Genomic DNA, 12,399 nt, shown 5'->3' with positions numbered 1-12,399 from the left:
CAAACAGGGGCGCGGGGCAAGGGCTTATGCGCTCAGGATGGCCCAGCCGATCACAAGGCAGCAGACCCAGCCTGCGGTGAAAATCAGCGGGCGCAGCGGCAGTCGCGCCCAGCCGGAGATCATGCCCACCGCGTGGGCCACGCGCAGCCAGAAGAAGCATGCCGCTGCCAGCGCGGTTGCAGGGGTCGATACGCCCAGATGCGCGGCCAGCAGGACCAGCACCGCGAAGGGGGCCGATTGTTCGATCAGGTTCAGATGCGCCCGGTTCGCGCGCTGCACCCAGGGCTGCATTTGTGTCAGATCCGGCGGGGTCGCGAAACTGGTGAAGTCCTTGTTGGGGGCAAGGTTCACGCCGACGATGAACGGGATCCACATGGATGCCGCCAGCAGGGCCACGAGGGTCAGGTAGAAAAGTTCGGTGCTCATGCGTCGACCTCCGCCTGCGCGAAATTGGTCTGCTTGCCGGTCTCAAGGTAGCTTTTCAGCCCCGACAACACCCGCGCCCAGCCTTCGGCAACGCCCTCTTGCCCAGCCGGGATGGAGAAATGCTCCAGTCGCAATTTGCACGGTATGCCATCCGCGCCCGCGCCGGGGGTGATCAGAAAACTGCACCGCGACGCTTCCATATTCGGCTCGACCCAATGGGGCTCGAACGTCACATCCAGCCGCGTCTTCGGCGTGGCTTTCACCAGCTTGTGGCGCAGGATCAGGTTGTCATCGGGGGCCACCATGTCCAGCGTGTCGCCTGCTTCGCTCAGCGTGCCGCGGCCGACGAAGCCAGGGAAGTGATAAAGCGGCACCTGTTCGCCCTCGGTCAAGGCGGCCCATAGCGCGTCCTGGCCACAGTTGATAAAGGTTTCCATAACAAAATCAGGGGTTTCAGTGTCGGTCTCGGGCATGGCAGTGCCTCCTTCCAGTTTGGTTTTCAGGTCAATCATCGCCCGCGCGGCGGGCTTGGCCAGCAGCGGCTCAATCCAGCGGTCGATGGCTTCTTGCAGGGGCAGGGCGTTGAGGTGGTGGTGTTTGAACCGGCCCTGTTTGCGGGTCACGATCAGCCCTGCCTGTTCCAGCACACCAAGGTGTTTCATGACCCCGAAGCGGGTCATTTCCAGCTGCGGTTCCAGCTCCGACAGGGTCTGTCCGTCTTTGGCCCGCAAGCTATCGAGGATCAGGCGGCGGGCAGGGTCGCCCAAGGCTTTGAAGATCATATCCATGGGAATGATTATAGGTGACTAACTAGTTACGTGACAAGATGGTAACTTAATTTATCGGGAACCTATGTGGGATCAGACAGTTAATCCGGGTCCCACCGTCATCCGAGAGCGTCTCATGTCTGAGCAAACCGTCGAAGAAGCCGCCTTCGCGCGCCTGGTCGAGAACCCCGATTCGAGCCAGGGTTTGACCGAAGCCGCCAATGCCGACGAGCCCCACAATGCGCTGCGTCACGTGGCCTCCCTGACGGCGAGCAAGGTGGCGGATGGGCTGGTCGACCCGAAGCTGGTCCTGAGCTGGCTTTTGACGTCGCTGGGCAGCCCCGCTTTCTATGTGGGCCTCTTGGTGCCGATCCGTGAGGCGGGCGCACTGCTGCCGCAACTCGCGCTTGCGCCCTGGATCGAAGCGATGGCGCAGCGCAAATGGGCGTGGGTCGCGGGGGCTGCGGGGCAGGCCCTTGGCGCGTTCGGTATTCTGATTTCAGCCTTGACCCTGTCCGGCGCGGCGGCGGGCGCGGCGATCTGCGCCTGCCTTGCCGTTCTGGCCCTGTCTCGCAGCGTGTGCAGCGTGTCCTACAAGGATGTACTTGGCAAGACGGTGGCCGAGCAGCACCGTGGCTCGATCACCGGCACCGCCAGTACGATCGCCTCTGCCGGAGTGATTGTCTTCGCGCTGCTGTTGATGAGTGGCCTGCTGGGCCGGGAGCTCTTGGTGTTCTGCGCCATCGGGCTTGCGGCCTGTCTCTGGGCGATAGGCTCTACCATGTTCGCGACCCTGCGCGAGCAGGATAGCGAGGGCGCGTCCGACGATTTCGAGCCGCTCAAGCAGTTCCATCTGCTCAAGAGCGACCCGCAGCTCACGCGCTTCATCGCCGTGCGCGGCCTGCTGGTCGCCACCGCGCTTGCGCCACCTTACATGTTGCTTTTCGCAGGGTCAGAAGGTGCCTTTTCGCAGTTGGGCGCGCTCGTGCTGGCCTCTTCGCTGGCGTCTTTCGCAAGTTCTTACGTCTGGGGCCGCTTATCGGACCGCAGCTCGCGGCGGGTCCTGCAATATTCGGGCCTTGCGGGCGGTGCGTCGCTGCTTTTGACCCTCGCGCTTGGCGCGGCGGGCTTGCTGTCGACCATCTGGGCGCTTCCGCTGTCGATCTTCGCGCTGATGATCGCCTATCACGGGGTGCGGCAGGGGCGGTCGACCTACTTGGTGGACATGGCCCCCGAAGACAAACGTTCCGCCTACACCGCCGTATCGAACACAGTGATCGGGGTTCTACTGCTGATTTCCGGCGGCTTTGGTGCGCTGGCGGGGCTGGTCGGGGCCGGGGCCACGCTGGCGGCGTTCGCGCTGATGTCATTCGCCGCCGCCGCCCTGACGTTGGGCCTCGACGAGGTCGAAGGGGCGTAGCGTTTAGGTTGCGCTGCGCGGCGGTTTCGCTAGCCTCCCCGAAAGAGCTTCAGGGGAGGGGCCATGCCCAAATATCTCGACACGGCGCAGGGCCGCCGGATCGCCTATCACCGCACCGAGGGCCGCGGCCCGGGGCTGGTCTTTCTGGGCGGGTTCAAATCCGACATGGAGGGCACAAAGGCTGTGCATCTCGAAGCGTGGGCGCGCGCGCAGGGCCGCGCTTTCTTGCGGTTTGACTATTCCGGCCATGGCGAAAGCTCCGGCGCATTTACCGACGGCGCGATTGGCGATTGGGCCGAGGACGCCGAAGCCGCGATCACCGCCCTGACGGATGGGCCACAGATCCTTGTCGGCTCCAGCATGGGCGGCTGGATTTCGCTGTTGATGACCAAGCGCATCGCGGCGTGCATCGCCGGGCTGGTGACCATCGCCGCGGCACCGGATTTTACCGAAGACAGCATGTGGGCGGGCTTCTCTGACGCCCAGAAGGCGGAGCTTGCCGCGGGGCAGGTCGCGCTGCCCTCGGATTACGGCGAGCCCTACATCATCACCAAGCGGCTGATTGAGGACGGGCGCGCCCATCTGGTGCTGCGCGACCCGCTGCCGCTGCCCTTCCCGACGCGCTTCCTGCAGGGCACCGATGATGCGGATGTCGGCATGTCCGTCGCCCTGCGCCTGCTCGACCATGCCGAGGGGCCGGATATGCGGCTTGTCCTGCTCAAGGGTGGCGATCACCGGTTCTCCGACGCGGCCGCGCTGGAGTTGATCGAGAACGCCATCGACAACGTCCTGGGGGCGCTGTGATGCGCCGGTTTGGCAGAATTATGGGCCGCGTCCTGCTGGTTCTGGTGCTGGTCTGTCTGGCAATCTGGACCTTCGTGCCGCGAGAGCCTGTAGATACAGAAATTTCTTTTGATTCCAGTGTTCTGGGCGATGATCTTGATGCGTACTTGGCCCGGACTGAGGCGCAGTTCGACGACATCACCGAAGGTGTCGAGAAGCGCGTGATCTGGCATGGCTCACCTGGCACCCGGACGCCGCTGTCCATCGTCTATATCCACGGGTTCTCCGCGACCTCCGAAGAAATCCGCCCGGTCCCCGACCGGCTCGCCGAGGAGCTTGGTGCTAACCTCTTCTACGCGCGGCTCAAGGGACACGGGCGCGGTGGGCTTGCCATGGCAGAGCCTGTCGCGGGCGACTGGATCGAGGATACCGCTGAGGCGCTCGCCATCGGACGGCGGATCGGCGAAGAGGTGGTGGTGATCGCGACTTCCACCGGCGGCACCGTCGCCGCCATTGCGGCCACCAATCCTGCCCTGATGGAGCGGGTGAAGGGCATCGCGATGGTCTCGCCCAATTTCCGCGTCCGCTCGCCCGCCGCCGTGATCCTCGAATGGCCGATGGTGCGCAGCTGGGCCGCGCTGGTTGCGGGCGCGGAGCGCAGCTTTGCGCCGATCAACGAGGACCACGGCAAATACTGGACGACGCTTTACCCGACCACGGCGTTGATCCCGATGGCGGCGGTCGTGAAATACGCCCGCGAGCTGGATTATTCCGAGGTCTCCACACCCGCACTGTTCGTGTTCTCCGACGAGGACGGCGTGGTGTCGTCCGAGACCACGCGCGCCGTGTCCACCAAATGGGGTGGCCCGGTCGAACTGGCCCCGCGTGTCATGGGCGAGGGGGACGATCCGTTTCATCACGTGATCGCGGGCGATATCCTGTCGCCCGGACAGACCGACGAGACTGTGGCCTTGCTGAAAGACTGGGTGGAAGGGTTGTGAGCGTCGCGCATTGTCCCGCGCGGCGTCGTTATAAAGCCGTCGTGCAAGGCTCCGGTGGGAATATGTCCGCAAAGATGAAACAGGGATCATGAAGCGGCGACCGGCCTCCATGTGGTCACTGGAGACGCTGGGGCGCGAGCGGCTGTCGAAGTATTTCTTCATGCGCGAGTTTCTGTATTCCGAGATCAGCAATTTTCACGCGCGCCCGAACATCCCGCGCGATGTCGAGCGGACACTGGAAGTCGGCCGCGCCTTCTGCACGACCCTGCTGGACCCGCTGCACGAGACTTTCGGCTGCGTCACGGTCCGCTCCGGCTACCGCTCGCCCGAGCTCAACCGCTATGGCAACGAGAACAAGCTCAACTGCGCGCGCAACGACTATCCCGGCGAATGCCACATCTGGGACCGGCCCGGCACGCCCATTGGCGGGGCCAGCATCGTGATCCCGTGGTTTGCCGATCAATATGCGCGGGGGCGGGACTGGCGCGATCTGGCCTATTGGATTCACGACCATCTGCCCTATTCCGAGCAGTGGTATTTCCCCAAGCTTGCGGCGTTCAACCTGACATGGGAGCCTGCGCCGCGGCGCACGATTTCGAGCTACATCGCCCCGCGCGGCAAGCTGGTCCGCGCGCACGAAGAGCCGCCGGAGGACGCGAAGACGCGCGCCGCGCGCTACGCCGATTTTCCGCCCTTCCGCGGGCTTGCCCAACCCGCTATCCCTGAGCCATGGCAAGGAGATTGACGCTATGACACTTCCCCGGACCCCTTCGATGCGGCTTGATGGCAAGCGGGCATTCGTGCCCGGCGGCTCGCGCGGGATCGGACTTGGCTGCGCCGTCGCACTGGCCGAGGCCGGGGCAGAGGTCGTGATCGCGGCACGTAGCGCTGATCAGGTGGCGCAAAGTGTGGCCGAGATGACTGAGGCCGGGCTCAACGCCTCCGGCTTCGCGCTTGATGTCACCGATCTGGACGCCGTCACGGCGGGCATGGACGCACATGGGCCGTTCGACATCCTGTGCAATTCGGCAGGGCTCGCCCGGCACAGCGCGGCCTCCGACACAAGTGTCGCGGATTTCGACGCGGTCACCGGCATCAACATCAAGGCCGCGTATTTTCTGGCGCAGAAAGCCGCCGCGCAGATGCGCAGCCGCGGCGGTGGCTCGATCATCCAGATCTCATCGCAGATGGGCCATGTCGGCGGGCAGGACCGGGCGGTCTATTGCGCGACGAAACACGCGGTCGAAGGGTTCAACAAGGCGATGGCGATCGAATGGGGGCCCGACAACATCCGGGTGAACTCAATCTGCCCGACCTTCATCAAAACGCCCTTGACCGAGCCGACCTTTGCCGATCCAGAGAAGCGCGCCTGGATCGACGCCAAGATCAAGCTGCCCCGGATCGGGCTGGTCGAGGATATCATGGGCGCGACCCTGTTCCTGGCATCTGACGCTTCCGCAATGGTCACCGGCACCTCGATCCTTGTCGATGGCGGCTGGACGGCGGGCTAGTTGCATCCGCTCCCGCTTTCGGGAACAACGAGGCAAACGAGGGAGACGGCCATGAGCATCAAGACAACCCACACCGGCAGCCTGCCGCGCACGCAGGACGTGGTGGACTACATCTTCGCCCGCGAGAACGGCGAAAGCTACGACCGCAACGGGTTCAACGCGACCATGGCCGCTGCCTGCTCCGAGACGGTGCGCAGGCAGACAGAGGTGGGGATCGACGTGGTTTCTGACGGCGAGACCTCCAAGATCAGCTACGCCACCTATGTCAAAGACCGCTACACCGGCTTTTCCGGCGACAGCCCGCGCAACGCGCCGGGGGATCTGAAGCTCTTCCCGACCTTCCTGAAACGTCTGGCCGAGGCGGGCGGCACCCCGCAATACGCGCGCCCAATGTGCACCGGCGAAGTGAAGTCGAAAGGCCAGGACGAGCTGCTGGCCGATATCGCCAATCTCAAGGCCGGTATGGCGACCCATGGCGCGTCCGAGGGGTTCATGAACGCGGCCTCACCGGGGGTGATCTCGCTGTTTCTGCAGAACGATTTCTACGCCAGCCGCGACGAATACCTCGCCGCCTTGGCCGACGCGATGGCGGAGGAGTACCGCACGATTGTCGATGCCGGGCTGTACCTGCAGCTCGATTGCCCCGACCTGGCTCTGTCGCGCCACATGCTCTTTGGCGATCTGTCCGATGACGAGTTCCTGAAGATCGCGGCTACCCATGTCGAGGCGCTGAATGGCGCGCTTGCCGGCATCGACCCGTCCCGGGTGCGAGTCCATATCTGCTGGGGCAACTACGAAGGGCCGCATGTCTGCGATATCGACATGGCCAAGGTCTTTTCGACCTTCATGTCGGTCAACGCGTCGGGGCTGTTGTTCGAGACTTCCAACCCCCGCCACGCCCATGAATGGACCGTCTTCCGCGACCGCGCGTCCGAGATCCCCGAGGACAAGATCCTGATCCCCGGCGTTGTGGACACGACGACGAATTTCGTCGAACACCCCGAGGTTGTCGCCCAGCGGCTTGACCATTTCACCCCGATTGTGGGTCAGCAGCGCGTTATCGCGGGCTCCGATTGCGGTTTCGGGACCTTCGCAGGCTTCGGCGCCGTGGACCCCGAGATCGCCTATGCCAAGCTCGGCGCGATGGTCCAGGGCGCGAAGATCGCGAGCGCGCGCTGATGCCTGAGCCACTGGTGCTGCTGCCGGGCATGATGTGCGACGCTCGGCTGTTCGGGCCGCAGATCAAGGCGTTCGGGGCGGATCGCGCGATCCATCTGGCCCCGATCACGGGCCACGACACGGTAGAGGCGCTGGCCGAAGAGGTGCTCGCCTCCGCGCCGCAGCGCTTTGCCCTGGCGGGGCTTTCGATGGGCGGGATCGTCGCGATGGAGATGCTGCGTCAGGCGCCGGGCCGCATCACTCGCATCGCGTTGCTCGACACCAATTCCATGGCAGAGCCCCCCGCCAAGGCCGCCGAGCGCGAGCCGCAGATCGCCCGCGTGATGGCGGGCTCGCTGGTCGAGGTGATGCGCGACGAGATGAAGCCGAACTATCTGGCCCCCGGTCCAGGCCGTCAGGCGGTGCTCGATCTGGTGCTCGACATGGCGCTCGACATGGGGGAGGGGGTCTTCCTGCGCCAATCGCGTGCCCTGCAGCGCCGCCGTGATCAGCAAGATGTGCTGCGCAAGGCGCGGCTGCCGGCGCTGGTGCTGTGCGGTGAGCACGACGCGCTTTGCCCGGTCAAGCGCCACCAATTCATGGCGGACCTGATCTTTGGCGCGCAGCTGCGTGTTATCCCCGATGCAGGGCATTTGTCCACGTTGGAGCAGCCCGAGGCGGTCAATGCCGCCCTTGCGGAGTGGCTCGCGGCCTAGGCTTTCAGCTTGGTGACGTTGCTGCGGCGTTTCTTCTTCGGCGTCGCGTCCGTCGCGTTGGCGTCGATGAAATCAAGCACCAGCGGGCGGATGTTGTTGCGCCAGCTGCGGCCCGCGAAGATGCCGTAATGCCCGGCGCCGGGCTCCACGTGGGACGCTTTCTTCTCGTCCGGCAGTCCGGTTAGCAGGTCCAGTGCGGCGATGCACTGCCCCGGCGCGGAGATGTCGTCATTGGACCCTTCGACGGTCTTGACCGCCACGGTCGTGATCTTACCGATATCGACGCGGCGTCCTTCGACGACGAACTCGTTCTTGGCAATCTCCAGACCTTTGAAAATGCGCTCCACCGTCGAGAGGTAAAACTCTGACGTCATGTCCATGACCGCCAAATATTCGTCGTAGAACTTGTTGTGCTTGTCGTGCTCGCCCGCCTCGTCCTGCGCCACGCGCAGGATTTGCTCGCCAAAGGCGCGGCTGTGCTTTTCGGCGTTCATCGACATGAAAGAGGCCAGCTGCAGCAGGCCCGGATATACCATCCGGCCAACGCCCGGATATTTGAAGCCCACGCGCTGGATCGCGCTCTCTTCAAGCTGGCCCATCGTTACACGGCGGCCAAAGTCGGTCACGTCCGTCGCGGCGGCATCGGGATCGATCGGCCCGCCGATCAGGGTCAGCGAACGCGGCTGGGCGTCGGGCTCGTCCTCGGCCAGATAGGCGGTCGCGGCCAGCGCCAGCGGTGCGGGTTGGCAGACGGCAATGACATGGGTGTCGGGGCCGAGATGACGCATGAACTCGACAAGGTAGAGGGTGTAATCCTCGATATCGAACTTGCCTTCGCTCACAGGGATGTCGCGGGCATTGTGCCAGTCGGTGATATAGACCTCTGCGTCGGGCAGCAGGCTGACCACGGTCGAGCGCAGCAGCGTTGCGTAGTGACCCGACATCGGGGCGACAAGCATGATCTTGCGCGGCTTTTCCGGGCGGTCCGTCACTTTGAAGTGGATCAGGTCGCCAAAGGCTTTGGTCACGACCGGCTCAACGACGACCAAGTGGTCGCGCCCGTCTTCCCCCACGACGGAGGCGATGTTCCAGTCGGGCTTGGCCACCATGCGCGAGAAGGCCCGTTCCGTCACTTCGCCCCAGGCGCCGAGCATCTTGAACCAGGGGTTGGGGGTCATCTGTACAGCCGGAAAGGCGCCCATGGCCTGGGCGGTCGCGCCCATCCACTGGTTTGTGACCCGCATCGTTTCCATCAGGTCGTATGTGAGCATATACTTCACAGGAGGTTCCTTTCAGGCGTAAGCTACATCTCTGTTGCCCTACGTCAAAACGTCGCTTTGCCTCCCGGTCGGGCGGACGGTATCTCGCAGTTGCAGCATCAAGGTATTGTGGAATGGACCCGATGACAACCGAAACTGACACCGAGACCGACATTGATGCTGCAGTGAAGCTAGAACGCCTCAATGCGAATCTGGCGAAGATGGACGAGTTGTCCAAGCGTCTTGTGGCCGCCATGGGGCAGAAAAAAAGTGCCGATCCCGGGCTGCAGGCCCCCGGTCACGACGTCTACGTGCAGGCCGCCGCCGCTTATATGGCGGAAATGATGAAGAACCCGTCAAAGATCATCGAACAACAGGTCAGCTACTGGGGAAAGTCGCTCAAACATTATGTCGAGGCGCAGTCACAGCTGGCCCACGGCAAGCTCGCCCCGCCCGAGGATACCGGCCCCAAGGATCGCCGATTCAAGTCAGAGCTGTGGGACACGCACCCCTATTTCAACTTCATCAAGCAGCAATACCTCTATTCGGCTGAGGCCATCACCGATGCGATGGATGGGCTCGAGGGGCTCGACGAGCATGAAAAGCGCCGGGTGTCGTTCTTCGCCCAGCAGATCGTGGATCTGTTCTCGCCCACCAATTTCCTTGCCACCAACCCCGAAGCGCTGTCGCGCGCGGTCGAAACCGATGGCGAGTCGCTGGTCAAGGGGCTCGAGAACCTCGTCCATGATATCGAGGCCAACGAAGGCGACCTGCTTGTCAGCCTCGCCGACGAGACCGCTTTCAAGGTGGGCGAGAATATCGCCGCCACCCCCGGCAAGGTCGTATTCCGCAACCACATGTTCGAGTTGATCCAGTACACTCCCACGACCGAGAAGGTGCACGCGACCCCGGTCGTGATCTTCCCGCCCTGGATCAACAAGTTCTACATCATGGACCTGAAGCCCGAGAACTCGCTGATCAAATGGATCGTCGATCAGGGCCACACGCTGTTTATCGTTAGCTGGATCAACCCCGACGCGGCCTACAAGGAAGTCGGCATCGAGGATTACGTCGAGGACGGCTACCTGACCGCGATCAACACGGTCAAGAAGATCACCAAGCAAAAGCAGGTCAACGCGGTGGGCTACTGCATCGCCGGCACCATGCTGACCCTCACGCTGGGCCTGATGAAGAAGCGGGGCGACAAGTCGATCAAGTCGGCCACGTTCTTCACCATGCTGTCCGACTTCGAGGACCCGGGCGAGATGGGCGTCTTCCTCGATGATGACTTCGTCGACGGGATCGAGCGGCAGGTGTCCGAGAAGGGCTATCTGCACTCCTTTTTCATGTCGCGCACCTTCTCGTATCTGCGCGCCAATGATCTGGTCTATGGCCCCGCGATCCGCTCTTACATGTTGGGGGAGGCGCCGCCCGCCTTCGATCTGCTTTACTGGAACGGCGACAGCACGAACCTGCCCGGGCGCTTCGTGGTCGATTACCTGCGTGAGCTGTGCCAGGACAACAAGCTGGCCAAAGGCGAGTTCCAGCTTCTTGGCGAGACCCTGTCGCTGGCCGATGTCACCGTGCCGGTCTGCGCGATCGCCTGCGAGACTGATCACATCGCGGCGTGGCGCGGCTCGTACACCGGGGTCCAGAAGATGGGCTCGGACGACAAGACCTTCATCGTGTCCGAATCCGGCCATGTGGCGGGCATCATCAATCCGCCATCGAAGAAGAAATACGGCCATTACACCAATGACGATCTGTCCGGCACGCAGGACGAATGGATGGAAGGCGCGACCCGTAACGAGGGCTCGTGGTGGCCGCGTTGGGATACGTGGTTGAGCCGGGATGACGACAAGATGGTGCAGGCGCGGCAACCGGGATCCAAGGAATTTCAACCACTTGGGGATGCCCCGGGCACATACGTGCTGTCCAAGCCGAACGCCTGATTTAGAAGGGTTTCACCTCTGCGTTTGACATGCAGGGGGCATCCGGTGCCCCTGCGTCAAATTGTGCATGCTGCAGCGCAGAAAAAGCTTGCAATGCCGCACTGCAGCATATACATTCAGCTCAATCGAAACGAATACCCGGCTCTGGCGGACGATCCGATCAGGCCGAAAACTGGAGATAGATATCATGGCTGCTAAGACCCAAGACTACACCAAAGTGTTCACCGATATGGCTGCTGCCTTCCCCGTGGACATGTCCGCATTCAACGAGATGGCGAAAACCTCCGCTGCTCTGGGCGAGAAAATGTCCAAAGTTGCTCTGGACGCCGCTGCAACCACGACCGACCTGTCCGCCAAATGGACCAAAGAGTCGCTGGCCAAAATGACCGCAGTGACCAAGGCGCAGGCCGAGCCCGCCGACTACACCAAAGCCGTGACCGACTTTGCATCCGCACAAGCCGAGTCCTCGGCAGAGCACATGGCCGCCTTCGCTGAAGTCGCCAAGAAAGTGCAGATGGAAACCGTCGAGCTGCTGATGGCCGCTGGCAAAGACATGCAGGAAGAAACCACTTCCGCAGTGAAGAAAGCCACCGACGAGCTGGCCGCTTCCGCAAAGAAAGCCGCAAAAGCTGCCTAAGCTCTAGCGCTTCAAAAATACTGCCGCTTATCCTCCCTTAGGCGCGCAGATTTATAGGGTGGGCCTCGTGCCCGCCCTTTTTTTGTTCCGGGGGCTGTTGCGCCCCAACCCCTTTCCTTTCATTCCGGGCTGCGCTAGCGTTTTCTGCACCGCAGTGATTGAGGGAGATGATCCGTGGCCAAAGCAGAAAATTCGCCGTTGCTGATCAAGCGTTACGCGTCCCGCAGGCTCTACAACACCGAGACCAGCGATTACGTCACCCTCGACGACATTTCCGGCTTCATCAAGGAAGGCCGCGATGTGCAGATCGTGGACCTAAAATCCGGCGACGACCTGACCCGACAATACCTGCTGCAGATCATTGCCGACAATGAAAGCCGCGGCGAATCCGTGTTGCCGATCAACGTGTTGACCGATCTCGTGCGCAGCTACACGGCGGGCGCGGGGACCATGGTGCCCGACTTCCTGTCGGCCAGTTTCGAGATGCTGCGCGAAGGCCAGTCCAAGATGGTCGAACAGATGTCCAAGCCCATGAGCGGCGTGCCCGGCTTTGACCAGATCAAGGCCCAGCAAGAGGCGTTCATGAAGACCATGATGGGGGGGTGGACCGGCGGCAAGATGCCCGGTGCGGACGACGATGCGGATGCAGAATCCCCCAAGCCCGAGAGCTCCGACGAGCTGGACGCGATCAAGAAACAACTGGCCGAAATGCAGGCGGCACTGGCCAAGATGGGCAAGTAGATCGCATGACGTCGCGGCAGAGAATGCC

The 12,399-nt window shown here is 62.9% G+C and carries 13 protein-coding genes; 10 read left to right on the top strand and 3 right to left on the bottom strand.

Translation table 11 applies throughout. The features are described from left to right. Nucleotides 1-24 precede the first annotated feature (24 nt). Both C8N43_RS05615 and C8N43_RS05610 read right to left on the bottom strand, forming a co-directional pair. Complete coding sequence (locus C8N43_RS05615) at nucleotides 25-426, bottom strand: MAPEG family protein (RefSeq protein ID WP_107844664.1); 402 nt, start codon at nucleotides 424-426, stop codon at nucleotides 25-27. Then, nucleotides 423-1,214 (bottom strand): ArsR/SmtB family transcription factor, encoded by a 792-nt coding sequence (locus C8N43_RS05610; RefSeq protein WP_107844663.1) that lies wholly within the window; start codon nucleotides 1,212-1,214, stop codon nucleotides 423-425. Before C8N43_RS05610 ends, C8N43_RS05615 begins: the two co-directional genes overlap by 4 nt. 115 nt (nucleotides 1,215-1,329) lie before the next feature. Between C8N43_RS05610 and C8N43_RS05605 the strand changes: the two genes are divergently transcribed. The 7 genes from C8N43_RS05605 (at nucleotide 1,330) to C8N43_RS05575 (ending at nucleotide 7,782) form a co-directional block, all read left to right on the top strand. Next, the gene (locus tag C8N43_RS05605) at nucleotides 1,330-2,613 is read left to right on the top strand and encodes an MFS transporter (RefSeq protein WP_170114411.1); all 1,284 of its coding nucleotides are present in this window, start codon (nucleotides 1,330-1,332) and stop codon (nucleotides 2,611-2,613) included. A 63-nt stretch (nucleotides 2,614-2,676) separates the two neighbouring features. After that, entirely contained in the window at nucleotides 2,677-3,417 is a 741-nt protein-coding gene (locus tag C8N43_RS05600) for an alpha/beta fold hydrolase (RefSeq protein WP_107844662.1), read from the top strand. Next, complete coding sequence (locus C8N43_RS05595) at nucleotides 3,417-4,397, top strand: alpha/beta hydrolase (protein WP_107844661.1); 981 nt, start codon at nucleotides 3,417-3,419, stop codon at nucleotides 4,395-4,397. Before C8N43_RS05600 ends, C8N43_RS05595 begins: the two co-directional genes overlap by 1 nt. A gap of 109 nt (nucleotides 4,398-4,506) precedes the next feature. Then, the gene (locus tag C8N43_RS05590) at nucleotides 4,507-5,142 is read left to right on the top strand and encodes a hypothetical protein (RefSeq protein ID WP_107844660.1); all 636 of its coding nucleotides are present in this window, start codon (nucleotides 4,507-4,509) and stop codon (nucleotides 5,140-5,142) included. Nucleotides 5,143-5,146: 4 nt separating this feature from the next. Further along, nucleotides 5,147-5,908 carry an SDR family NAD(P)-dependent oxidoreductase gene (locus tag C8N43_RS05585; protein ID WP_107844659.1) on the top strand — a complete coding sequence of 254 codons (762 nt, stop codon included), beginning with the start codon at nucleotides 5,147-5,149 and terminating at the stop codon, nucleotides 5,906-5,908. 51 nt (nucleotides 5,909-5,959) lie between these two features. Next, nucleotides 5,960-7,087, top strand: coding sequence for a cobalamin-independent methionine synthase II family protein (locus C8N43_RS05580; protein ID WP_107844658.1), 1,128 nt, complete (start codon nucleotides 5,960-5,962; stop codon nucleotides 7,085-7,087). After that, the gene (locus C8N43_RS05575) at nucleotides 7,087-7,782 is read left to right on the top strand and encodes an alpha/beta fold hydrolase (protein ID WP_107844657.1); all 696 of its coding nucleotides are present in this window, start codon (nucleotides 7,087-7,089) and stop codon (nucleotides 7,780-7,782) included. Before C8N43_RS05580 ends, C8N43_RS05575 begins: the two co-directional genes overlap by 1 nt. Here the strand turns inward: C8N43_RS05575 and phaZ are convergent. Then, entirely contained in the window at nucleotides 7,779-9,062 is a 1,284-nt protein-coding gene (gene phaZ, locus C8N43_RS05570; RefSeq protein ID WP_107844656.1) for a polyhydroxyalkanoate depolymerase, read from the bottom strand. The two genes, C8N43_RS05575 and phaZ, sit on opposite strands and share 4 nt — an antisense overlap. Before the next feature lie 122 nt (nucleotides 9,063-9,184). On the opposite strand from phaZ, the gene C8N43_RS05565 reads away from it, so the two are divergent. From C8N43_RS05565 to phaR, 3 genes are all read left to right on the top strand, one after another. After that, complete coding sequence (locus C8N43_RS05565; RefSeq protein ID WP_107846251.1) at nucleotides 9,185-10,993, top strand: PHA/PHB synthase family protein; 1,809 nt, start codon at nucleotides 9,185-9,187, stop codon at nucleotides 10,991-10,993. 187 nt (nucleotides 10,994-11,180) lie between these two features. Beyond that, the gene (locus C8N43_RS05560) at nucleotides 11,181-11,630 is read left to right on the top strand and encodes a phasin, PhaP (protein WP_107844655.1); all 450 of its coding nucleotides are present in this window, start codon (nucleotides 11,181-11,183) and stop codon (nucleotides 11,628-11,630) included. Between the two features lie 174 nt (nucleotides 11,631-11,804). Further along, nucleotides 11,805-12,371, top strand: a complete 567-nt coding sequence (gene phaR / locus C8N43_RS05555; protein ID WP_107844654.1) for a polyhydroxyalkanoate synthesis repressor PhaR — start codon at nucleotides 11,805-11,807, stop codon at nucleotides 12,369-12,371. Nucleotides 12,372-12,399: the final 28 nt, after the last annotated feature.

The sequence above is a fragment of the Litoreibacter ponti genome (genome assembly GCF_003054285.1).
Lineage (GTDB): Bacteria > Pseudomonadota > Alphaproteobacteria > Rhodobacterales > Rhodobacteraceae > Litoreibacter > Litoreibacter ponti.
This window is presented reverse-complemented; position numbering and strand designations above follow the sequence as displayed.